The 23,246-nt window shown below is 68.7% G+C and carries 21 protein-coding genes; 14 read left to right on the top strand and 7 right to left on the bottom strand.

The features are described from left to right. Nucleotides 1-63: 63 nt before the first annotated feature. Entirely contained in the window at nucleotides 64-1,440 is a 1,377-nt protein-coding gene (locus WS49_RS19325; protein ID WP_059531964.1) for an FAD-containing oxidoreductase, read from the top strand. A gap of 53 nt (nucleotides 1,441-1,493) precedes the next feature. Here WS49_RS19325 and WS49_RS19330 read toward each other — a convergent pair whose 3' ends face one another. Continuing rightward, complete coding sequence (locus tag WS49_RS19330) at nucleotides 1,494-2,387, bottom strand: SDR family oxidoreductase (protein WP_059531967.1); 894 nt, start codon at nucleotides 2,385-2,387, stop codon at nucleotides 1,494-1,496. A 94-nt stretch (nucleotides 2,388-2,481) separates the two neighbouring features. Between WS49_RS19330 and WS49_RS19335 the strand changes: the two genes are divergently transcribed. The 6 genes from WS49_RS19335 (at nucleotide 2,482) to WS49_RS19365 (ending at nucleotide 9,853) form a co-directional block, all read left to right on the top strand. Continuing rightward, complete coding sequence (locus tag WS49_RS19335) at nucleotides 2,482-3,351, top strand: helix-turn-helix transcriptional regulator (RefSeq protein ID WP_059531970.1); 870 nt, start codon at nucleotides 2,482-2,484, stop codon at nucleotides 3,349-3,351. 139 nt (nucleotides 3,352-3,490) lie between these two features. Continuing rightward, nucleotides 3,491-4,654, top strand: a complete 1,164-nt coding sequence (locus WS49_RS19340; protein WP_059531973.1) for an MFS transporter — start codon at nucleotides 3,491-3,493, stop codon at nucleotides 4,652-4,654. A gap of 149 nt (nucleotides 4,655-4,803) precedes the next feature. After that, complete coding sequence (locus WS49_RS19345) at nucleotides 4,804-5,574, top strand: ABC transporter substrate-binding protein (RefSeq protein ID WP_059531976.1); 771 nt, start codon at nucleotides 4,804-4,806, stop codon at nucleotides 5,572-5,574. 418 nt (nucleotides 5,575-5,992) lie between these two features. Continuing rightward, a complete protein-coding gene (locus WS49_RS19355; protein ID WP_059531982.1) occupies nucleotides 5,993-7,477 on the top strand; it encodes an alkaline phosphatase family protein in 1,485 nt (494 codons plus the stop codon). Between the two features lie 109 nt (nucleotides 7,478-7,586). Next, entirely contained in the window at nucleotides 7,587-7,997 is a 411-nt protein-coding gene (locus tag WS49_RS19360) for a VOC family protein (protein WP_059531985.1), read from the top strand. A gap of 293 nt (nucleotides 7,998-8,290) precedes the next feature. Next, entirely contained in the window at nucleotides 8,291-9,853 is a 1,563-nt protein-coding gene (locus WS49_RS19365) for a methyl-accepting chemotaxis protein (protein WP_059531988.1), read from the top strand. Nucleotides 9,854-9,961: 108 nt separating this feature from the next. Here WS49_RS19365 and WS49_RS19370 read toward each other — a convergent pair whose 3' ends face one another. From WS49_RS19370 to WS49_RS19395, 6 genes are all read right to left on the bottom strand, one after another. Continuing rightward, nucleotides 9,962-10,345 (bottom strand): hypothetical protein, encoded by a 384-nt coding sequence (locus WS49_RS19370; RefSeq protein WP_059531991.1) that lies wholly within the window; start codon nucleotides 10,343-10,345, stop codon nucleotides 9,962-9,964. 131 nt (nucleotides 10,346-10,476) lie between these two features. Further along, entirely contained in the window at nucleotides 10,477-11,949 is a 1,473-nt protein-coding gene (locus tag WS49_RS19375; RefSeq protein ID WP_059531994.1) for an amidohydrolase family protein, read from the bottom strand. A 103-nt stretch (nucleotides 11,950-12,052) separates the two neighbouring features. Further along, a complete protein-coding gene (locus tag WS49_RS19380; RefSeq protein WP_059531997.1) occupies nucleotides 12,053-13,531 on the bottom strand; it encodes a sodium:solute symporter family protein in 1,479 nt (492 codons plus the stop codon). Beyond that, a complete protein-coding gene (locus tag WS49_RS19385) occupies nucleotides 13,528-13,740 on the bottom strand; it encodes a DUF3311 domain-containing protein (protein WP_059532000.1) in 213 nt (70 codons plus the stop codon). The genes WS49_RS19380 and WS49_RS19385 overlap by 4 nt, the downstream gene beginning before the upstream one ends. Before the next feature lie 39 nt (nucleotides 13,741-13,779). Then, nucleotides 13,780-14,907 carry a porin gene (locus WS49_RS19390; protein ID WP_082725547.1) on the bottom strand — a complete coding sequence of 376 codons (1,128 nt, stop codon included), beginning with the start codon at nucleotides 14,905-14,907 and terminating at the stop codon, nucleotides 13,780-13,782. Nucleotides 14,908-15,215: 308 nt separating this feature from the next. After that, nucleotides 15,216-16,115 (bottom strand): IclR family transcriptional regulator, encoded by a 900-nt coding sequence (locus WS49_RS19395; protein WP_059532003.1) that lies wholly within the window; start codon nucleotides 16,113-16,115, stop codon nucleotides 15,216-15,218. Between the two features lie 294 nt (nucleotides 16,116-16,409). Between WS49_RS19395 and WS49_RS19400 the strand changes: the two genes are divergently transcribed. The 7 genes from WS49_RS19400 to WS49_RS19430 are packed head-to-tail and all read left to right on the top strand — an operon-like array spanning nucleotide 16,410 to nucleotide 23,243. After that, nucleotides 16,410-17,492, top strand: coding sequence for an ABC transporter ATP-binding protein (locus WS49_RS19400; protein WP_059532006.1), 1,083 nt, complete (start codon nucleotides 16,410-16,412; stop codon nucleotides 17,490-17,492). Continuing rightward, complete coding sequence (locus WS49_RS19405) at nucleotides 17,493-18,482, top strand: ABC transporter permease (RefSeq protein WP_059532009.1); 990 nt, start codon at nucleotides 17,493-17,495, stop codon at nucleotides 18,480-18,482. After that, the gene (locus WS49_RS19410; RefSeq protein WP_059532012.1) at nucleotides 18,479-19,273 is read left to right on the top strand and encodes an ABC transporter permease; all 795 of its coding nucleotides are present in this window, start codon (nucleotides 18,479-18,481) and stop codon (nucleotides 19,271-19,273) included. Before WS49_RS19405 ends, WS49_RS19410 begins: the two co-directional genes overlap by 4 nt. Next, on the top strand, nucleotides 19,273-19,620 hold the full coding sequence (locus tag WS49_RS19415) for a (2Fe-2S)-binding protein (protein ID WP_059532015.1): 348 nt from the start codon (nucleotides 19,273-19,275) through the stop codon (nucleotides 19,618-19,620). The genes WS49_RS19410 and WS49_RS19415 overlap by 1 nt, the downstream gene beginning before the upstream one ends. After that, nucleotides 19,617-21,056 carry an FAD/NAD(P)-dependent oxidoreductase gene (locus WS49_RS19420; RefSeq protein ID WP_059532018.1) on the top strand — a complete coding sequence of 480 codons (1,440 nt, stop codon included), beginning with the start codon at nucleotides 19,617-19,619 and terminating at the stop codon, nucleotides 21,054-21,056. The genes WS49_RS19415 and WS49_RS19420 overlap by 4 nt, the downstream gene beginning before the upstream one ends. Continuing rightward, nucleotides 21,049-22,200, top strand: a complete 1,152-nt coding sequence (locus tag WS49_RS19425; protein ID WP_059532020.1) for an NAD(P)/FAD-dependent oxidoreductase — start codon at nucleotides 21,049-21,051, stop codon at nucleotides 22,198-22,200. Before WS49_RS19420 ends, WS49_RS19425 begins: the two co-directional genes overlap by 8 nt. Then, nucleotides 22,197-23,243 carry an ABC transporter substrate-binding protein gene (locus WS49_RS19430; RefSeq protein ID WP_059532023.1) on the top strand — a complete coding sequence of 349 codons (1,047 nt, stop codon included), beginning with the start codon at nucleotides 22,197-22,199 and terminating at the stop codon, nucleotides 23,241-23,243. The genes WS49_RS19425 and WS49_RS19430 overlap by 4 nt, the downstream gene beginning before the upstream one ends. Nucleotides 23,244-23,246: the final 3 nt, after the last annotated feature.

The following is a 23,246-nucleotide window of genomic DNA, read 5'->3' on the forward strand; positions in this document are numbered from 1 at the left end:
CGCCGACGCGGCATGCGTCTTGCGCGCTACCCTTCCCACGTTGAACCAGCGCAGGAGGACGTCATGACGCAACACTTCGACGCGATCGTCATCGGCACGGGCCAGGCCGGTCCGCCGCTCGCCGCGCGGCTCGCGGGCGCCGGCATGAAAGTGGCGATCGTCGAGCGCGGCCGCTTCGGCGGCACCTGCGTGAACACCGGCTGCATTCCGACCAAGACGCTGATCGCGAGCGCGTACGCGGCGCAGCTTGCACGTCGCGCGGCCGAATACGGCGTGTCGGTCGGCCCCGTCAGCGTCGACATGAAGGCCGTGAAGGCGCGCAAGGACCGGATTTCCGGGCGCTCGAACCACGGCGTCGAACAATGGGTGCGCGGGCTCGAGAACACGACCGTGTTTCAGGGTCATGCCCGATTCGAGCGGGCGAATGCGGTGCGCGTCGGGGACGACGTGCTCGAAGCCGACCGCATCTTCATCAACGTCGGCGGGCGCGCGCAAATTCCGCCGATGCCGGGCCTCGACTCGGTCCCGTACCTGACCAACTCGACGATGATGGACGTCGACTTCCTGCCCGAGCATCTCGTGATCGTCGGCGGCAGCTACGTGGGGCTCGAATTCGGTCAGATGTACCGACGCTTCGGCTCGCAGGTGACGATCGTCGAGAAAGGATCGCGTCTGATCCGGCGCGAGGACGAGGACGTCTCGCAGGCCGTGCACGAGATTCTCGCGAACGAAGGCATCGACGTGCAGCTCGATGCGAACTGCCTGACCGCGCGACGCGACGGCGACGGCGTCGTGGTCGGTCTCGACTGCACCGGCGGCCGCCGCGAGGTCGCGGGCTCGCACCTGCTGCTCGCGGTCGGCCGCGTGCCGAACACCGACGATCTGGGACTCGAGCAGGCCGGCGTCGCGGTCGACGCGCGCGGCTACATCACCGTCGACGACCAGCTGCGCACCAACGTGCCCGGCATCTGGGCGCTCGGCGACTGCAACGGGCGCGGCGCATTCACGCACACCGCGTACAACGACTACGAGATCGTCGCGGCCAACCTGCTCGACGACGATCCGCGCAAGGTGACCGACCGCATCGCCGCGTACGCGATGTACATCGATCCGCCGCTCGGCCGCGTCGGCATGACGCTCGCGGAAGCGAGGCAGACCGGCCGCCGGCTGCTGGTCGGCACGCGGCCGATGACGCGGGTCGGTCGCGCGGTCGAAAAAGGCGAGAGCCAGGGTTTCATGAAGGTGATCGTCGACGCGGACAACCATGCGATCCTCGGCGCGTCGATCCTCGGCGTGACGGGCGACGAGGTCGTGCACGGGTTGCTCGACGTGATGGCCGCCGGCGCGCCGTACACGACGATCAGCCGCGCGATGCACATCCACCCGACCGTGTCGGAGCTCGTGCCGACGCTGCTGCAGGACCTGCATCCGGTCGAATGACGCGCGACGGGCGTGCCGGCCGACAACGACGGCACGCCCCGCGCATTCGCGCATCAGGTCTCGAAGTACCGCGGCCGGTCGATGTCGGCCAGCAGTCCCGGCTGCACCGGCGCCCAGTCGAGCAGCGCGCGCGTGCGCTCGCTCGTTGCGGGCGCATCCATTCCCGCGAACATCGCGAACCAGCCGAAATGCTCGCCCGCTTGCGCGGCCGATTTCGACACGACCGGCACGTTCAGCCGGCGACCGATCACGTCCGCGATCGCGCGAAACGGCACGCCCGTATCGTCGACCGCGTGATAGCGTGCGCCGGACGCGCCGCGTTCGACCGCGAGCCGGTACACGCGCGCCGCATCGAGCCGGTGCACGGCCGGCCAGCGGTTGCCGCCGTCGCCGAGATACGCCGACGCGCCCTTCTCCCTCGCGAGCGCGATCAGGCGCGGCACGAAGGCGTGATCGCCGTCGCCGTGCACGGACGGCGGCAGGCGCACGACCGACGCGCACACGCCGCGCGCGGCCAGCGCGGCCGCCGTCGCTTCCGACGCGCGCGGATAAGTCGCCGACACCGGCACGTGCGGATCGTCCTCCGTCGCCGCGCGGCCGGGCGCGACGAGCGCGAGGCCCGACGTGACGATCAGCGGCCGCGCCGACCCCGCGAGCGCCGCACCGATCGTCTCGATCGCGCGGCGGTCGAGCTCGCAGTTTTCCGCGAAGCGCGAGAAGTCGTGATTGAACCCCGTGTGGATCACCGCGTCGACGGCTTCGGCGCCGCGCGTCAGGCTGTCGAGATCCTCCAGCGACCCGCGATGGACCTCGGCACCCGCTGCCGCGACCGCCTCGGCGGCCGCGTCGGAACGCGCGAGACCGAGCACCGCATGCCCGGCGCCCACGAGTTCCGCAACGACCGCGGAGCCGACGAAACCCGACGCTCCCGTTACAAAGACACGCATTTCGACACCTCCGAATGAATGAGAGGCTTACTATCTGTCGACCGTCGCGCGCGGTGAAGACGTGACGGTTTACCGGTAAACGAACTAACAGGCTATGGCTGACGCATCCGACAACCTGCTCGGCGCGTACCTTCGGGACCGCCGCGAGAAACTCGATCCGGTCGCGCTCGGGCTGCCCGTCGCGCGCCGCCGCACGCCGGGACTGCGGCGCGAGGAAGTCGCGCAGCGCGCGCACGTGAGCGCCGCGTGGTACACGTGGCTCGAACAGGGCCGCGGCGGCGCGCCGTCGGCCGACGTGCTCGACCGGCTCGCGCGCGCGCTGCTGCTCAACGACGCCGAACGCGAGCATCTGTTCCTGATCGGCCTCGGCCATCCGCCCGAGGTGCGCTATCACGCGAGCAGCGACGTCACGCCGCGCCTGCAGCACGTGCTCGATTCGCTCGACGCCAGCCCCGCGATCGTGCGCACGGCGACGTGGGACGTCGTCGCGTGGAACGACGCGGCCGCCGCGACGCTGACCGACTATGCAACGCTGCCGCCGCCCGCGCGCAATATCCTGCGGCTGATCTTCGTCGATGCCGGGGTGCGCTACGCGCAGCAGAACTGGGAACGCGTCGCGCGGTTCGCGGTGGGCGCGTTTCGCGCCGACGTCGCGCGCGGCGGGGCGACGCAGGCCGTGCAGACGTTCGTCGACGAGATGCGCGCGACGAGCGCCGAGTTCGACGCGATGTGGCGCGACCACGACATCCATTCGCACGACGAAGGAACGAAGGAGATTCGTCATCCGCAGGCCGGCCGGATCGCGCTCGAATACTCGGCGTTCTCGGTGACCGGCCGCCCGGACCTGAGCCTCGTGATCTTCACGCCGGCGACGCCGGCCGATCGTGCGCGCATCCGGACGCTCGTCGCCGCGCGTGAAAAGGCCCGCGAACGGGCCGGCGAACCGCACGTGCCGGCCGCGTAGCGCGTCGAAGTTGCGCCCGGCGCCGCGCCATCGCAATCCGCACTGACACCCAGTCGAATATTTAATTTTCACCTGGGCAAGCGCGCCTTTACCCTTTCGGCATCGCATCACAGGGCCACCGGCCCCCTGGAGCATTTCGATGACCGACCCCGGCACCGCGCAAGCCGTCTCCCGCCCGCACGCGGCTTCCGTATCCTGCGGCGCACTCGCGTTGCTGGTGCTCGCCGGCCTCAACCTGCGTCCGTTCCTGACCGCGTTCGGCCCCGTGCTCGACATCGTGCGTGCCGACACGGGCCTCGGCTTCCGCGCGGCCGCGCTGCTGACCACGCTGCCGTTCGTGCTGATGGGCGTCGTCGCCGGCGTCGGCGTCGGGCTCGCACGACGCGTCGGCGAGCAGCGCGCGCTCGCCACCGCGCTGGCGCTGATCGCCGCGGGCTGCGCCGCGCGGCTGTGGACCGGCAGCAGCATCGGGCTGGTCGTCACGGCGATCGTCGCGGGCGCGGGCGTCGCGGTGGTCCAGTCGCTCGCGCCGGGCCTCGCCAAGCGCTGGTTCGTCGACCGGCTGCCGCTCGCGATGGGCCTCTATTCGGCCGCGCTGGTCGGCGGCGGTGCATTCGGCGCGGTCGCGAGCCCGTGGCTCGCCGCGCACGGCGGCTGGCATCTGTCGCTCGCCGTCTGGGCCGTGCCCGCGCTCGTCACGCTCGCGCTGTGGCGCGCGAAGGCGCCGCGCGACGCGGTGCATGCCGCGACGGTTTCGGCGCCCGTCGCCGCGTTCGTCCGGATTCCGCGCGCATGGCAACTCGCGCTGTTCTTCGGCCTCAGCAACAGCGGCTACGCGAGCCTCGTCGCGTGGCTGCCCGCGTTCTATCGCAGCGTCGGCCTGAGCGCGCAAGCGAGCGGCAACCTGCTCGCGTGGATGGCGCTGTTCCAGGCCGCCGGCGCGCTCGCGATGCCGCTGCTCGCGAAACGCTCGCATGATCGCCGCCCCGTGCTGTGGCTCACGCTCGCGTTGCAGACGATCGGCTTCGTCGGCTTCTTCTCGATGAGTCTGATCGTCACGCTCGACCACGTGCCCGATGCGCGGCTCGCGGGCGCGCTCGCCGCGTTCGTGCAGGGCATCGGCTTCCTCATCGTCGCCGCGAGCCCCTGGCTGATCGGCTGGCTGCGCGACGCGGGCGGCAGCTTCGCGATCGCGTGGTGGCTGCATGTCGGCGTGATCGCGTCGATGGCCGCGTTGAATGCCGCGTTCTCGCCCGCCGGCTACCGCCGCAACATGGCGCGCATCGCCGGCGCCGCGCGCTGACACCGAACCACCGGATTCCCTGATCCGGACGAACGCCGGCATCTTCCGGCGCTCGTCCAGCCGCCCGCGCATGGCCGGGCGCGGGCCGTCACGCCCACCGGCCGCATTCGCTTCACCGCACACGACATCAATCGATCTTGGAGACAATCATGAAAAAACTCGTCATCGCCGTCGCGCTTGCGCTGACGGCAGGCGCCGCCGCCGCGAAAGACCCGGCCGTCCTGCGCCTCGGCGTCGATCCCAGCTACGCGCCGTTCGAATCGCTCGCGCCGGACGGCAAGCTCGTCGGCTTCGACATCGATCTCGGCAATGCGATCTGCGAACGCATGAAGGTGCGCTGCGTGTGGGTCGAGAACGCCTTCGACGGGATGATCCCCGCGCTGAAGGCGCGCAAGTTCGACGGCGTGCCGTCGTCGATGAGCGTGACCGAGAAGCGCCTCGCACAGATCGCGTTCACCGACAAGATCAACAATGTGCCGCCGCGCCTCGTCGCACGACGCGGCTCGAATCTGCAACCGACGGCCGGGTCGCTCGCGGGCAAGAGCGTCGGCGTCGAGCAGGGGTCGACGCAGGAAACCTATGCACGCACGTACTGGGAACCGAAGGGCGTGATCGTGCGCACGTACCAGACGCAGGATCTCGTCTATCAGGATTTGATTGCGGGGCGCCTCGACGCGTCGCTGCAATCGTCGGTGCAGGCCGATCTCGGCTTCCTGAAGACCGCGAAGGGCGCGAACTTCGAATTCGCGGGGCCGCCGCTGCACGATCCGAAGACGCTCGGCGTCGGCTCCGCGATCGGCGTGCGCAAGGATGACGACGCGCTGCGCACGCAGATCAATCAGGCGCTCGCGAGCCTGATTCAGGACGGCACGTATCAGCGGATCGCGAAGAAGTATTTCTCGTTCGATATCTACAACTGACGGATGCGAGCGGCTACGGCCGCCGGCCGATGCGAAGGGGCGTCGCGCGCGGGCGCGATGCCCCTTTCCTGCTTTCGGCATCCGGTTCGCCGAGTTCCTTTTGACCAACGGCCTGTGCAATTGCGCCGCGCAATCGTCTGACGACAGCCGCGGGATCGACAGGTGACCGAACGATGCGCCGCGATGAACATCTCGGTCGACGGCGAACGCGCGACGGCCGTGCGCAGCGCGTGGCGGCCGCGTTCGCACGAAGCGGGCGACCCGACAGCGTGCACGACACGCCGAGCCCTCCGCAACGGGCATGAAGCTTGCGCCTTGCGCCCGCTCGCGATCTCCAACGGCGAGTGCGCGTCGCTTCGCGGCGGCGATGCGTGACCGGCCGGTCAACGCCGCATCCCATCACGAAGGAGACGTCGTCATGGACGAGACGAATGCATATCGGCGCTACAATCGCCGGCGCTTTCTCGCCGGTGTTGCAGCGATGGCCGGCAGCGTTGCGCTGCAGGGTTGCGGCGGAGACGGCAATGGACCCAGTTCGGACGGCAACGCGCCCGCGCCTTCGATCGGCGACACGCCGTCGCCGAACGGACGCGATCGCTACAACCTTCCGCGGCCGGCGTTGCCCGATCCCGCGAGTTCCGGCATCGATCACATCGTGCTGGTCACGATGGAAAATCGTTCATTCGACCACTACCTGAGCTGGGTGCCCGGCGCCGAGGGCATGCCCGCCAATCAGCAATTCAAGGACGCGTTCGGCGGGATCGACTCGCCGTTCCCGCTGTCGGCCAATCCCGCTTACGGCTATCAGGCATGCGCATACCACGACCCGAATCACAGCTACGAGGGCGCGCGCACGCAACTGGCTTCGGGCGCGATGAACGGCTGGCTCCTGACGCCGGGAACGAGCCTGACGCGCGGCGACCTGCTGCCGATCGGCTTTTACACGTCGGCCGACCTGCCGTTCTTCAGCGCCGTGGCGAGCAGCTACACGATCGGCGACTTCTACTTCACCGGCATCCTGACCAACACGTTTCCGAATCGCCTCTACCTGCACAGCGGCGCCACCGACCGCCTCACCGACACCCCCGACAACTCGTCGCTGCGCACGATCTGGGACAACCTGAGCGACGCCAACGTCGGTTGCAGCTACTACTATCACGACGTGCCGTTCACCGCGCTGTACGGCACGCGCTATATCGGCATCTCGCATACGTTTTCGGATTTCCTGTCGAATGCGGCGGCGGGAACGCTGCCGCCGTTCTGCATGGTCGACCCGGCTTTCACGGGCGAGCAGCAAGGCGCTTCCGCGGACGATCATCCGCATGCGGATATTCGCGACGGGCAGGCGTTTCTCAACCAGGTTTATGACGCGTTGCGTACGAGCCCCAGCTGGAGCCGCACGCTGATGATCGTGGTGTACGACGAGTGGGGCGGTTTTCTCGAGCACGTGGTGCCGCCGATCCGGCCGATCAGCAACAGCGAGCACGCAATCGGCAACGACGGCAAGCTCGGCTTTCGCGTGCCGCTTGCGCTGCTCGGTCCGCGCGTTCGCGCGGGCACGGTGACGCGCTATCCGTTCGACCCGAGCTCGATTCATGCGCTGCTGCAGTGGCGTTTCGGATTGAAGCCGCTCGGCGTACGCGGCAGCGACCCGGCGACGTTCAATCTCGCTTACGCGCTCGATTTCACCGACGCGCCGCGCACGGATGCACCGGCGTTCACGGTCGCGCAAGGGCCGTTCGGCGGAACGTGTCCCGGGGAAACCGCACCTGCGCCGTCCGGCTCGGTGTCCGGCATCGATCCGTCGCAAATGGCGGCCAGTCCGTCATCCAGTCCGGCGGTCGATCGTTTCGCCGAATTGCGCGCGAAGGCAACGACGCTCGGGTTCCGGACGGGCGCCTGACGATGGCGCGGAGGCGGCGGCACCGATCGAAATCGGTGCCGCCGCCCCTTTGCGCACACACCGCGCCCGGAGGACAATGCGCGGTGAATCCCTCCCGAGATTGCTCGACATGGCCCGATTCCAGCCCGACGGGTGGCATACCGTCACGCCTCGCATCGTCGTTCCCGATCCCGAGCACCTGATCGCGTTCATCAAGGCAGTTTTTCACGCGCGGGGCGAATTCCGTTCAGGACTGCCAGCCGAAATCAGGATCGGCGATTCCGTCGTGATGGTGAGCGGCGGGGACGGCCTGCGCGATCCGACGCCGGCGTTTCTCTACGTCTACGTCGAGAACACCGACTCGACCTATCGCCGGGCGATGGCCGCAAACGCGACTTCGCTCGAAATGCCGGCCGACATGCCGTACGGCGACCGGCGCGCGATGGTCAGGGACCCGTGGGGAAACACCTGGCAGATCGCCACGCATCAGCGCGATCCGTCGGTTGACGAGATCCGGTCTCGGCTGGCGGACGGCGAATAATCGACAGCCGGGACCGTCGGCGATCCGGGCGCATCGCACCCCGTGCATGCGAAGCGCGCCTCGGCCGTCGGCACGCCGTTCACCTCGGCAACGTATCCGCCTTCCACCACCGCCCTTCTGTCGCATTCGTTCAGATTCGCGTCGCGTGCGGATAAAACCGCCGCGCCGCGCCTGCCGTTAACCCGTTCGCAACCCCGGCGCCCCGCATTTCGACGCGGCGCCCCGTGGTCGTTCGTGATCCGGAATCCACATCCGCCGTTGGCCGCCCGTCGGGCCGCCGGCAAGGGAACGTCATGCGAAAACTCACCATCCGCGGCGGACTCGTCGCGACCATCGCCGGCTATACGGCGCTGCTCGTGCTGGTCGTCGGCGCGTGCATCGCCGCCCTCTACGCGGGCAACGGCTCGCTCGAAGCGATGTACCGCGACGACACCGCGTCGCTGCTGCACCTGAAAACCAGCTCGGAGCGCATGCTCGTGCTGCGCGAGCGCGTGAGCGACGTCGCGCAGATCATCAGCGCCGGCCAGCCCGCGAAGGCGGAAATCGCGCAACTCCACACGCTCCTCAAGCAGAGCGACGACGAACTGGACGCGTACACGCGCCTGCACGCGCGCGACGCCGACGAGCAAACGCTGTTCGACACGCTGCGCAATCGCCGTCGTGCGCTGCTCGACCAGGTGTTCCTGAAGGCGATGTCGCAACTCGATCACGACAACGCATTCGACTTCCTCGACACGCACCGCACCGCGCCGCCGGCGCTCTTCACCGCCTACCAGGAAGCGATCGACGCGCTCGAATCGTTCCAGGTCGCCCGCCAGAAGGCGCGCTACGACGCGGCCGGCGAGCGCTTCCACCGGATCGTGTGGGCCATGGTGGCGGTCGCGCTGTTCGCGTTGATCGTCGGCTTCCTGGCGCAGCGCGTGCTCGCGAAGGCGATCATCGCGCCGATCCATCTCGCCGTCGCGCATTTCGACAGGATTTCGAAAGGCGACCTGACCGGCACGGTCGTCATTCCCGGCGAAAACGAAATGGCGTATCTGCTGAATGCGTTGAAGCGGATGCAGGACGGCCTCGTCGAAACCGTGAACCAGGTGCGCTCGAGCACGGAGACGATCGTCGGCGACGTCCGCACGATCGCGAGCGGCAACGTCGACCTGTCCGCGCGCACGGAGCAGCAGGCCGTGTCGCTGCAGCAGGCGGCGGCGAGCGTGGAGCAGCTGACGGCGACCGTGCGCCAGAACGCGGACAACGCGCGCGATGCGCGCACTTACGCGGAAGGCGCGGCCGGGATCGCGTCCAAAGGCGGCGACGCGATGCAGCGCGTCATCGAAACGATGTCGGCGATCTCGCACAGCTCCACGCGGATCTCCGGCATCGTCGGCGTGATCGAAAGCATCGCATTCCAGACGAACATCCTCGCGTTGAATGCCGCGGTCGAAGCGGCGCGCGCGGGCGAACAGGGGCGTGGCTTCGCCGTGGTGGCGACCGAGGTGCGCGGGCTCGCGCAGCGCTGCGCGTCGGCGGCGAAGGAGATTCGCGAACTCATCGGCCATTCGGCGCAGCGCGTCGAAGACGGCAGCGGCCTCGTCGCGCTCGCCGGCTCGGCGATGACCGAACTCGTCGCCGCGGTCGGGCGCGTGAACGCGATCATGGGCGAGACGAGCATCGCATTCGACGAGCAGTCGGCCGGCATCGAGCAGGTGAATGCCGCGGTCATCCAGATGGAGCAGACGATGCAGCGCAATGCGGCGCTGGTGGAAGAGGCGGCCGCCGCTGCGCTGTCGCTCGAGGATCAGAGCACGCGGCTGAGCGATGCCGTCGCGCAATTCCGTCTTCGAGAGGCGGCGGTGGCGTGATGTGACCGGCCCGACCGGCGTCGGGCCGCCCGGCACGGTACGACACCCGAGCCGCGGCCCGGTGTCGTTGCCGGCAAAAATGTGGATCGTGTCGCGGGGCGCTCGCGCCTAGGCCGCCCGTGCCAGCAGGTCCATCGCGAAGGACCTCGCGTGCGCGACGGCCTCCTGCGCGTCGGGGAATACGCCGAGCTGCTCCCAGCGCTCTTCGGCCGCGTAGGTTCCTTTCACGGCGAGCGCCCGCTGCACGCGCAACTGCGCGGCGAACCCGCCGTCCTCCAAAGCGCGCGCCGTCGCGACGACCTTGTGCGGGGGGCTGGCTCGCTCCGGCTGATTCAACTCGACCGGACCGCCCGGCACGCCGGCACTCGTCAACTCGTTCCTGGCCTTGCAGTCCGGGCAGTAGAAACACCACCCCGCATCCTCGTGCTCGGGCTTGACCTGACCACGAGCCAGCACGGCGCGGCATTCAACGTTTTCGCAGATGAACGGCATAGCAGTCTCCGGAGTTGTTTGACGGAAATCCTAGCATGTCCGTCGGCGACGAAACCAGAAAAAAACCCGGCCCGAGCCGGCCCCGCCTCGCCGTCCTTGCACCGCGCAAACCGCTGCGGCAGCTGCGTCGTTCAGTAGCGACTGCGCCCCCAGAGCGTCGTCGGCTCGTCGAGCAGGTGCCGCAACCCGCTGCGCGCGATCATCGTCTCCGCCACCGTCGTCACGCGCTCGAGAATCTCGTGCTCGTCGACCGACAACACTCGACGATCCTCCATCAGCACGCGGCCGCCGACCATCGTCATGCACACGTCGGCCGCATTCGCGAAACACGTCACGCGATATACGGGCATGTTCATCGGCATCATGTGCGGGCGGAACAGGTCGACGAGGATGACATCGGCGAGCTTGCCGGCTTCGAGCGAGCCGATCTCGCGATCGAGCGACAGCGCCTTCGCCGCGTCGATCGTCACCATCTCCAGCACCTTGCCGTGCGGCAGCACATCCGGGTCGCGGAAGTGGCGGCGATGGTAGTGCATGCACTGCCACATGTGACGGAACATGTCGTAGCCGCGATCGGGCGCCGCGCCGTCCGACGCGATCGCGACGGTCACGCCCGCATCGATCAGCTCGGGCACCGGGCAGCGGCCGACGATCGACATGATCGCGCTCGGGTTGTGGACGATCGCGGTGCCGGTTTCCACGCACGCGGCGATGTCGTCGTCGGTCAGGTCGATGCTGTGCGACATGAACGACGTCGGGCCGAGCAGCCCGAGTTCGCGATGCGCGAACGCGAGCGTGCCGGCGCGATGCCCGTCCTGCGTGAACGTCAGGCCGCGTTCGCGCGCCAATGCGCCGTAGCGCGCCGCCTGGTCGCGGAAGTCGCGCTCGTACCGCGCGAGTTCCGGGTCGTGCTCGGGACCGTACACCGGCAGCGTCAGCGCGATCCGGATCCGGCCGTCCGCATCGCCGTGGCATGCGTCGACGATGCGCTCGCACACGTCGTACATCGTGTCGAAATCGACGTCGCGCGTCTCGCTGCCGTCCGGCGTATGGCGCGTGTATGCGCGCGGCGCGGGCGGGCGCGACGGACCGACGGCCACGATCGAGCGCGTGCCGGTACGCACGACCGCATCGCAGTGGCGCCGCGCGTAGACGGGATCGTCGACGCGCATGATCGAGTTGCCGCCGCCGAGCAGCGACACGCCCGTCGTCACGCCGGCCTTCAGCCGCTCGAGCGCCGCGAGGTGCGATTCGGTTTCCCAGAACGTCTCGTCCGACGCGCGCGTGTAGATCGTCTCGGCCGCGGCCGACCACGCATCGCCGTCCGCACCGCCGATCGTGCGCAGCATCGCGTGGCCGGCGTGCGCATGCGAATCGATCAGGCCCGGCAGCACGGCCTTGCGGCGCGCGTCGATCGTGCGCGCGGCACGGAATCGCGCGTGCAACTCGACGGTGTCGCCAACGGCGACGATGCGATCGCCCTTCACGGCAACCGCGCCGTTCTCGATCACGCGCCGCTGCGGGTCCATCGTGATCACGCAGCCGTTCGCGATCAGCGTATCGATTGCTTCGCGCCGGTCGTCGGCCTTGTCCTCGGTCTTCATCGCCTGGTGTCCTGTTGGAACGCGAAATAGTCAAAGGGCCGCCGAGCGGAACAACCGCCGGGCGGCTGCCCGGCGGCTCGACGGCGGCATGTCGGTCGTGACGTCACGCGGAGCGGACCGGCGCCGTCACGCGCGCCTTCAGCTTGCGCTGCGCCGCGCTGATCGCGATGAACACGACGGCGTTCGCGGCGAGCGCGACCAGCCCGGGGTTGATCGACGTCAGCGTGCTCGATGCGCCGGGGAACAGCGACGCGAGCGTCACGCCGTAGTAGTTCGTCATCGCGATCACGATCGCGCCGGCGACGATGCCCGCGAACGCGCCTTCCCGCGTGCCGAACGGCCGCTTCAGGAAGCTCGACGCAAGCATCGGCACGAGCTGCGTGAGCAGGCTCGACGAGAAGATCGCGAGCGTGACGAAGGTGGCGCCGCCGCGCAACACGAAGTAGACGACGATCAGCGTGAAGATCGGCAATGCGTTCCGCGCGACGCGCGTCACCTCGCGATCGGTCGCATTCGGCGCGAAGCCTTCGCGATAGATGTTGCGCGCGATCGTCGTCGATGCGTTCAGCATGATCAGCGAGCCCGGCACCAGCGCGGTCAGCAGGCCCGTGCCGCCGACGATGCCGACGAACCACGCGGGGAACGTCTGCTTCACGAGGCGCAGCAGCGCGAGGTCGGTCTGCGCGCCTTCGAGCCCGTGCACGGTCATCACGGCCGCGAAGCCGACGAGGAACAGGAACGCGATCAGCACCTGGTACAGCGGCATCAGGATCACGTTGCGGCGCAGCGCGCGTTCGTCCTTCGCGACGTAGATCGCGGTGAAGCCATGCGGATACAGGTAATAGCCGAGCGACGTGAGCAGGATCGTCGAGTTGTACCAGCTCAGGTTGAAGCCGTGCTCGGGCATGCGCAGCAGTTCGGGATGCGCGGCGTCGATCTTCGCGAACATCTCGCCGAGGCCGCCGTAATAGTGCATCGGCAGGTACAGGCCGAGGAAGATCGCGATCGCGAGGATCAGCACGTCCTTGAAGATCGCGATGCTCGCGGAGCCGTGAATGCCCGACACGACCATGTAGACCGCCATCAGCGACGCGGCGATCCAGATCGCGGCCGATTGCGGAATCAGTCCGTACGACATCTCCGACACGATCACGCCGAGGCCGCGCAGCTGGATCATCAGCAGCGACACCATCGCGAACACGGCCACCACCGACACCAGCACGCCGATCGCGCGGCTGTCGTACTTCGCCGCGAAGTAATCGGCGAACGACACGAGCCCGCGTTCCTTCGCGTAGCGCCACACCGCGGGCAGCATCCAGTAGCCGATCACGAACGCGAGGCAGCCGTACGACAGGATGTAGAACGCGGGCACGCCCTTGCTGTAGGTCCAGCCGCTCGCGCCGAGAAACGAGAACGTCGAGAACGCCTCGCCCGCCATCAGCAGGAACGTGAGCAGCGAGCCGAAGCCGCGCCCGCCGACCGCCCACTGTTCGAGCGTGAGCTTGCGGCCGCGCCGTGCCATCACGCCGATCGCGAGCGCGAACACGGCGAACGCCGCGATGATGAGGATCGGTGCGTTCATCGCGCGTCTCCCGTGCGGCCGTCGCGGGCCGAGTCGCGCTCGTCGAGGTGGAACAGGATCGCGAGGATCGCGGCGGTCGCGGCCATCCAGATCAGGTTCCATACGAGCAGGAACGGCAGGCCGAACAGCAGCGGCCGTACCTCGGCGATCGCGCCGCCGGTGTACATTCCGACGAACGGCAACGCCGCCAGCAACAATTTGATTTTCATTGATGTCTCCTCCGGAAGACGCGCGAACGCGTCAGGGCGTCAGAACTTCTGGCGAATACCGACCACCGCCGCCACCTGCGACGTCGTCGACGACGGGCCGTCGGTGCCGTCGATCCACGCGTGTCCGACACCCGACGACGCCTTCTGGTAGAAGCCATTCACGTACACGTCGGTGCGCTTCGACAGCAGGTACTGAACGCCGGCCGACACCTGTTGGTAGTGACCGCCGTCGCCGCCGCGCGCGACCTTCGTATACGTGTAGCCGGCCGCGGCCATCAACGCGGGCGTGATCAGGTAGCGCACGCTGCCTTCGTAATTGCTGAAACGCAGCGCGCCGCCCGTTGCCTGGCCGAAGTTCGAGCCCGTGTACAGCAGCCCGAGCGTCGCCTGCCCGATCGCATAGCTGCCGCCCGCGCCCCAGATCTGCTGGCGCACCGCGTTCCCGAGGCTCGCACCGAACACGGATGCCGACGACGAATAGTAGTTATCCGAAGCAACTGCACCGCTCGTGCTGACCGCCGGATGGTTCACGCGCGCATACGCGGCGCCCGCGTTGAGCGGCCCGTTCGCATACGTGACGCCCGCGCTCCACGTGTTGTCGTTCGAGAAGCCGGTCGAGTTCGAGAAGCCGTACACGAGGTTCGCCTGCAGGCCCGCGATCGTCGGCGACACGTACTTGACCGCGTTGTTGGTGCGGAACGTGTTGTTGATGTCGTCGTTGTCGAACGGATGTGTCGAGTACTGCGCGAGGAAACTGCTCATCTGCAGCGAGCCGAGGATGTCCTGCGTCGAGTTGTACTGGCGGCCGAGCGTCACCGCACCCCAGCTCGCGCCGCTCAGGCCGACCCATGCCGAGCGGCCGAACATCCGGCCGCCCTGCCCGAGCGCGCCGTTCGCGACGTTGAAGCCGTTCTCGAGCCGGAAGTTCGCCTTCAGGCCACCGCCGAGATCCTCGGTGCCGATCAAGCCCCAGCGCGGGCCCGATTCGTTGCCGCCCGTGAACTGCCACAGCGCATGGCCCTTCGCGTTGTTCGTATAGGTCACGCCCGCGTCGACGATCCCGTACAGCGTCACCGTCGACTGCGCGTGCGCGGCGCCGGCGAACATCATCGCAATGGCCGCGCTCATGCACGCGACGCCCGTGTTCCTGCCCATCGTTCGCACCATCTCCGTCATCTCCTCTCCAAACCGTCTTGTCGATGTTGTGTTGTGTTTTCTCGATGCTGGCCATACGCGCCGGTCGGCTTGTATAGACAGTGGCTGGATGGTATCCAGCCGCAATCGCATCAAGAAATGAAATGTTCAACTGGCCGGCAGTTGAAAATCGAATGGAGACGAGTGAAGCGGGGACGGGCGGGGAAAGCGGCCATCCGCAAGCAAACGGAAAGCCTCGAGGCCCGCGTGACGCGACGCACTTTGCTCAGACGTGAATGGCGCGCGTAAGCAAGCTGACGAAACGGCGACGCGCGATGCGGCTATGCGGTTTTCCCGGATAGCCCGTGCATCGGCCGCCGCAGTGCGGCGTCGAACGGGTTCGTGCGCGGGCCGATCGCATCGGCCTGGCGCCTGAGCAGTTCGACGACCATCGGCATCCGGTCGTCGCCGAGACGCGACGCCAGCGTGCCGACGCTCAGTGCACCGACCGGATAACCGGTGCGGTCGAGGATCGGCACCGCGACGCCGGCCATCCCGTCGAGCACGCCGCTGTTGCGCCCCGCGTAGCCGAGTTGGCGCACGCGTTCGATCTCGGTGCGCAGATACACCTCGTCGAGCACGCCGTAGCCGCGAATGCGCGGCACGTTGAAGCGGATCACCTCTTCGCGCTCGGCTTCCGGCAGGAACGCGAGGATCGCGAGGCTGCCCTGCCCGACGCCGAGCGCGATGCGCCCGCCGATGTCGCCGGTAAACGAGCGGATCGGGAATGGCCCTTCGCACAGATCGAGACACACCGCGTCGAAGCCGCTCTTCACGAGCAGGAAGATCGTCTCGCCGAGACTCGCGCACAGGCGCAGCAGCGCGGGCCGGCACAGCGTACGCATGCTGCTCGGGTTGCCGGCCAGCGCCGCGAGCGCGAAGAAGTCGACGCTCAACCGGTACAGCTTCGACTGCTCGTCCTGCTCGACCATCCCTTCGGCGATCAGCGATTGCAGGATCCGGTGCGCGGTGCCCTGCGTCAGGCCGACGGCCTTCGCGAGATGCGTGACGCGCACGCCGTCCTGCTGCATGCCGGCCAGCGCGCGCAGGATCGCGAACGCGCGCTGCAGCATGCCGGTGCCCGGCGCGCCGGCGGCATCGGCCGCATCGGCGGCGGCGTCCTCGTCCGGGGCCGGCACGCTTGCAGCACGCGACGTTCCGCGCGAATGAGGTTCCTGCATGCGAGTTCTCCTCGATGATTTCAGTGAACGGAATACGCCAGCCGCCATTGTCGTGCCGCCGAAATGCGTCGGGCATCCGGGTGTGCACGGGATTGACGCGCGCCTTTCATCGCCCCACCCGCCTTCACTCAACGGAACGATTTTCCGGGGATGCCCCAAACCATTCCGATCAATGGAATTTTTCAGAAATTCATCCCGCTGAGCAGAATTCGAAATTGACGCTCCCAAATATGGCTGGCTAGAGTCCGCGTCAATGACGCACCGGCCATCCGGTGTGCGAACCCGGAGTTCCCCATGTCGTTTCTCACGCTTACGGATCTGACGAAATCGTTCGGCGAGCTCACGGCCGTCGCCGACGTCAACCTGTCGGTCGAACAAGGCGAATTCGTGTCGCTGCTCGGGCCGTCGGGCTGCGGCAAGACCACGACGCTGCAGATGATCGCCGGCTTCGTCGACGTCACGCGCGGCCGCATCGCGCTCGACGGTCAGGACATCACGCACATGAAGCCGAACCGCCGCGGGCTCGGCATCGTGTTCCAGAGCTATGCGCTGTTTCCGCACATGAGCGTCGCGGAGAACGTCGGCTTCGGCCTCGACATGCGCGGCGTCGACAAGGCGGAGCGCGCCGAGCGCATCCGCGCGGCGCTCGCGCTCGTGCGTCTCGATGCGCTCGCGCACCGCTTTCCGCGCGAGCTGTCCGGCGGCCAGCGCCAGCGTGTCGCGATCGCGCGTGCGGTCGTGATCGAACCGCCGGTGCTGCTGCTCGACGAGCCGATGTCGAACCTCGACGCGAAGCTGCGCGAGGAGATGCAGTTCGAACTGCGCGCGATCCAGCGCAAGATCGGCACGACGACGATCATGGTCACGCACGATCAATCGGAAGCGCTGTCGATCAGCGATCGCGTGGTCGTGATGGAGGCCGGCCGCATCACGCAGACCGACACGCCGTACCGCGCGTACGAACGCCCGGAGAACCACTTCGTGTCGCAGTTCATCGGCAAGGCGAACCTGCTGCCCGGCACCATCGTCGCGCACGACGGCGACGCGATCCGCATCGACCTCGGCCACGATCTCGCGGAGACGGGCCGCACCGCGCACCTGCCGGCGCGCGAGCGCGACGTGCGCATCGGCGACGCCGTATCCGTGTGCATCCGTCCTGAAAAACTGCGCCTGTGCGCGCCGGGCGCGGGCCGCTTCGCCGCGACCGTCACGAGCCGCTTCTTCCTCGGCAGCCAGTGGCTGTACCGCGTCGACAGCGCGCTCGGCGAAGTGCTCGTCTGCTGTCAGAACGAAGGGGCGGAGCCGCTCGCGGAAGGTGCGCCGGTCGGCGTCGACTGGCACAGCGACGCGGTGCGCGTGATGCGGCGGGAGGCCTGAATGGGACAGCCTGCCCGACCGCTCCCGACCGACGGCGCGCCGGCCGCGCGCGCGCAATCGGCCGTGCCCGCATCCGCCGCCGATGCCATGTCGCCACGCGCCGCCGGCGGCCGCACGTTGCGCGCGTCGTGGCGCGCCCATGCGCCGCTGTGGCTGATGTGCACGCCCGCGTTCCTGCTCTTCGCCGCGCTCGTGCTCGTGCCGCTCGCGATGACCTTCGCGCTCACGTTCTACCGCTACGATCCGGCCACGGGCCCGATCGCCGCGTTCCAGTTCGGCAACTACGCGGAAGTGCTCGGCTCGCCGTACTTCCACACGATCTTCGCGCGCACGTTCGGCATCGCCGCGCTGACCACCGCGATCTGCGTCGCGATCGGCACGCCGGAAGCGTACGTGCTGTCGAAAATGCGCGACCCGTGGCGCTCGCTGTTCCTGCTCGTCATCCTTGCGCCGCTGCTCGTGTCGGTCGTCGTGCGCGCGTTCGGCTGGAGCATGCTGCTCAACACGAGCGGGCTCGTGAACCAGGCGCTCGGGCTCGTCGGTCTCGGGCCGTACAAGCTCGAATACACGACGTTCGCGATCGTGATCGCGCTGGTGCACGTGATGCTGCCGTTCATGGTGATCCCCGTGTGGACCGCACTGCAGCGGCTCGATCCGCAGACCGAGCACGCGGCGCTGTCGCTCGGCGCGTCGCCGTTCACGACGCTGCGCCGCATCGTCGTGCCGCAGCTGATGCCGGGCGTGCTGTCCGGCAGCCTGATGGTGTTCGGGCTGTCGGCGAGCGCGTTCGCGATTCCGGGCCTGCTCGGCGGACGCCGGTTGAAGGTCGCGGCGACCGCCGTCTACGACGAATTCCTCGGCTCGCTGAACTGGCCGCTCGGCGCGACGATCGCGGTGCTGCTGCTGGTCGCGAACCTCGTCGTGATGCTCACCTACTACCGCGTGCTCGAACGCCGCTATGCGCGCAGCCTCGGAGGCGCTTCCCGATGAGAAAGAACGGCCCCTTCGCCCTGGCGTTCCACACGCTCGTGATCCTGTTCGTGCTCGCACCGCTCGTGATCGTCGTGCTCGTCGCGTTCACGCCCGACGAAACGCTGACGCTGCCGACGCATGGCCTGTCGCTGCGCTGGTTCCGCGCGATCCTCGACTATCCGGACTTCGTCACCGCATTCGCCAACAGCGTGAAGCTCGCATTCGCGTCGGCGACGCTGTCGCTCGCGATCGCGTTGCCCGCCGGGCTCGCGATCGGCCGCGCGTCGTTTCCCGGCCGCGCGTTCCTGAATGGCCTGCTGCTGTCGCCGCTCGTGATCCCCGGCCTCGTGCTCGGCATCGCGCTGCTGCGGTTCTTCGCGCTGATCGGCGCGACCGGCTCGTTCGCTTGGCTGGTGCTCGCGCACGTGATCGTCATCACGCCGTTCGTGATGCGGCTCGTGCTCGCGTCCGTCGCCGGCCTCGACCGCAGCATCGAACAGGCCGCATGCTCGCTCGGCGCCGATCCGTGGACGACGTTCCGCCGCATCACGCTGCCGATGATCGTGCCCGGCATCACCGGCGGCTGGCTGCTCGCGTTCATCAACAGCTTCGACGAACTGACGATGTCGATCTTCGTCACGTCGCCGCAGACGGTCACGCTGCCGGTACGCATGTACATGTACGCGACCGAATCGATCGATCCGATGATGGCGTCGGTATCGGCGCTCGTCATCTTCATCACCGCCGGCGCGATGCTGCTGCTCGATCGCGTATACGGCCTGAACCGCATCCTGATCGGCCAACACTGATGACGACTTCCGTTTCCCGTTCCACCGGCGTCGCGGACGACGGCGCGCAGTTCGTGCGCGTCGCCGAACGCGAGCGCGCCGCCGTCGCGTTCACGCTCGACGGTCGCCCCGCGCACGCGCTCGCCGGCGACACCGTGCTCACCGCGATCCTCGTCGCGCAGCGCCGCGTGCGCGTGAGCGAATTCAGCGGCAAGCCGCGCGCGGGCTTCTGCCTGATCGGCGCGTGCCAGGACTGCTGGGTGCGCACCGAGGCCGGCGCACGCGTGCGCGCATGCTCGACGCCGATCGTCGACGGCATGCGGATTCTCACCGGCGCGCAGCCCGCCGCAGCCGGAGAGGCATCATGAACGACGCGTTGCGACCGGTGATCGTCGGCGCGGGGCCGGCCGGCGTACGCGCGGCCGAGGCGCTGGTCGACGCGGGGCTGCGCCCCGTCGTGATCGACGAGAACGCGCGCTGGGGCGGGCAGATCTATCGTCAGCCGCCGGCCGACGGCGCGTTCGCGCGCGGCAAGCGCGTGCTGTACGGCTTCGAGGCCGCGAAGGCCGATGCCGTGCATCGGACCATGGCCGCGCTGCTACCGCACGTCGATTACCGGCCGAACACGCTCGCGTGGGCGTGCGGCGCGGGCCGCGTCGACACGCTGCAGGACGGCCGCGAGACGACCGTGCCGTTTTCGCACCTGATCGTCGCGAGCGGTGCGACCGATCGCATGCTGCCGGTGCCGGGGTGGACGCTCGCCGGCGTCTACACGCTCGGCGGCGCGCAGGTCGCGCTGAAGGCGCAGGGCTGCGCGATCGGCAGCCGCATCGTGTTCGCGGGCACGGGACCCTTGCTGTATCTCGTCGCCTATCAATACGCGAAAGCCGGCGCGCAGGTCGCGGCGGTGCTCGACACGAGCCCGCTGCGCCAGCAGGCCGCCGCGACACCGGCCCTGCTGCGCATGCCGTCGACCTTCGCGAAGGGGCTGTACTACATCGGCTGGCTGCGCGCGCACGGCGTCGCGATCGAAACGGGCGTCACGCTCGAGCGCGTGCTCGGCGAGCAACACGTGACGGGAATCGCATGGCGCGCGGCCGGCGGCGACGCGCCGCCGCGGCGGCTCGACTGCGATGCGCTCGGCCTCGGCTTCGGGCTGCGTTCGGAGACGCAGCTCGCGGATCTCGCCGGCTGCCGGTTCCGTTTCGATCCGCTCAACCGCGCATGGCTGCCCGAACGCGACGCGGCCGGCCGCACGTCGGTGCGCGGTATCTACGTCGCGGGCGACGGTGCCGGCATCGCAGGCGCGGACGCGGCCGAGGCGTCCGGGCGACGCGCGGCGCTGGCGCTACTCGACGATGCGGGCATCGAAACGCCGTCGCGTGCGCGTTCCGGCAAACCCGATGCGGCGATGCTGGAACGCAGGCTCGCCCGGCTCGGCGCGTTCCGCGCGGGCCTCGAAGCCGCATTCGCGCCGCCCGCCGCACTTGCCGCGCGGTGCCCGGACGACACGATCGTATGCCGCTGCGAGGAAATCGACGCGGGTACGCTGCGACGCTGCATTCGCGGCGGCGAAGCGACCGAGATGAACCGGTTGAAGGCGCTGACACGCGCCGGGATGGGCCGCTGCCAGGGCCGCATGTGCGGCGACGCGACCGCGCTCGTGCTCGCCGCCGAAACCGGCCGCCCGCTCGCGGATGTCGGAAGGTTGCGCGCGCAACCACCCGTTAAGCCGTTTCCGATTTCCGCCGCGCTCGCGGGCGACGAAGTCGCGGCGATTCCCGACGAGGCGCGCGATGAGTGACCTTCGCCACTACGACGTCGCGATCGTCGGCGGCGGGCTCGTCGGGGCATCGGCCGCGCTGGCGCTGACGCGGCGCGGCTTGCGCGTCGCGCTGTTCGAACGCCGCGACTGCGGCGCACAGGCGAGCGGCGTGAACTACGGCGGCGTGCGCTGCCAGGGCCGCCCGGCCGAACAGCTGCCGCTCGCGCTGCGCGCGCGGCGCATCTGGGACCGCCTGCCCGAGCTGATCGGCATCGACGGCGAATTCGTCGTGTCGGGCCACTTGCGGCTCGCGCGCAGCGACGCCGATCTCGATGCACTCGACGCCTACGCGGCGCTCGCCGGCGAGCACGGCCTGCCGCTGCAGGTGATGCGCGGCGACGCGTTCCGTCGCCGCTATCCGTGGCTCGGCCACGCGGCGGTCGGCGGCTCGCTGTGCGCGACCGACGGGCATGCGAACCCGCGCGTCGTGTCGCCCGCGTTCGCGCGCGCAGCCCGCGCGGCAGGCGCCGACGTATTCGAGCACACGCCGGTCGACGAGGTCCGGCACGACGGCACGCGCTTTCACCTTCATGCCGGCGACCGCGCATGCGCCGCAACGTGGCTGATCAACTCGGCCGGCGCATGGGCGAACACGATCGCCGAACGCTTCGGCGAAGCCGTGCCGATGGAGCCGATCTACCCGAACATGTGGGTGACCGAACCGCTGCCGCCGTTCATCACGCACAACCTCGGCGTGTACGGCGGCGGCGTGTACGCGCGGCAGGTCGCGCGCGGCAACTGCGTGATCGGCGGCGGGCGCGGTCGCGGCGACGGCGAATTCGGCCAGCCGTCGGTCGATACGACACGCGCGGTGATGCGCGATGCGTGCGCGCTGCTGCCCGCATTGCGCGACGCGCTGCTGATCCGCACGTGGAGCGGCGTCGAAGGCTGCACGCCCGACCACAACCCGATCATCGGCGCGAGCCGCACCACGCCGAACCTGCTGCATGCGTTCGGTTTTTCCGGCGGCGGTTTCCTGCTCGCGCCGGGCGTCGGCGAGGTGCTCGCCGATCTCGTCACGACGGGCGAAACCGCCACGCCACTCGATGCATTCTCGATCGGCCGCTTCTTCCGCCAAGCCGCGCCGACCGCCCCTTTCCGTCAAGAGGAGACCCAACGATGAAACTGCTCGGAACGATCGCGGCGGCTGCCGCCCTCTGCATCGCCGGCGCCGGCGCGCCCGCGTTCGCGCAAACGAAGACGATCTACGTCGGCATGAACGGCGGCCCGATGGAAAAGGCCTATACGAGCCAGGTGCTGCCCGACTTCGAGAAGGCGAACAACGTGAAGGTCGTCGTCGTGCCCGGCACGTCGTCGGACGTGCTCGCGAAGCTGCTCGCGAACCGCAACAAGCCGCAGATCCACGTCGCCTTTCTCGACGACGGCGTGATGGCGCGCGCGGTCAGCCTCGGCGTATGCCAGAAGCTCGACGATTCGCCGGTGCTGAAGGAGCTGTATCCGTTCGCGCGGATGAAGGACGACGTCGGCGCGGGCGTGCAGCTCGGGATGACCGGCATCGCGTACAACAAGAAACTGTTCGCGGAAAAAGGCTGGGCACCGCCGACGTCGTGGATGGATTTCGCCGATCCGAAATACAAGGGCAAGGTCGTGTTTCAGTCCGCGTCGAGCAGCACGTTCGGGCTGCATGGATTTCTCGCGATCAACCGGCTGCTCGGCGGCAGCGAACAGAACGTCGAGCCCGGCTTCAGCAAGTGGGCGAGCACGGTCGGGCCGAACGTCGTCGAGTACATCCCGAACTCGGCGAAGATCTCCGAGATGGTGCAGACCGGCGAAGCCGGCCTGTTCCCGCTGACGCCGACCGGCGTCGGCGACCTGCAGGACAAGGGCATTCCGGTCGCGTATGCGAACCCGAAGGAAGGCCCGGTGCTGCTGCTCGTCGACCTGTGCGTGGTCGCGAACAACCCGGATCCGCAACTGGCCCAGAAGCTCGCGCAGTTCCTGCTGTCCGCGCCCGCGCAGACGAAGGCGGCCGAGGCCGGCAAGCAGATCCCGACCAACCGTCTCGCGAAGATGCCCGCCGCGATGCAGCAAAGCCTCGGCAGCGTCGACGACCTGGTGCGCAAGGTGACGGTGGTCGACTGGACGGCGATCAACGCGCGCCGCGCGCAGTGGGACACGCGCTGGAACCGGCAGATCGAGCGGTAACGG

Source organism: Burkholderia sp. RF7-non_BP4, from assembly GCF_001521935.1.
GTDB classification, from domain to species: domain Bacteria; phylum Pseudomonadota; class Gammaproteobacteria; order Burkholderiales; family Burkholderiaceae; genus Burkholderia; species Burkholderia diffusa.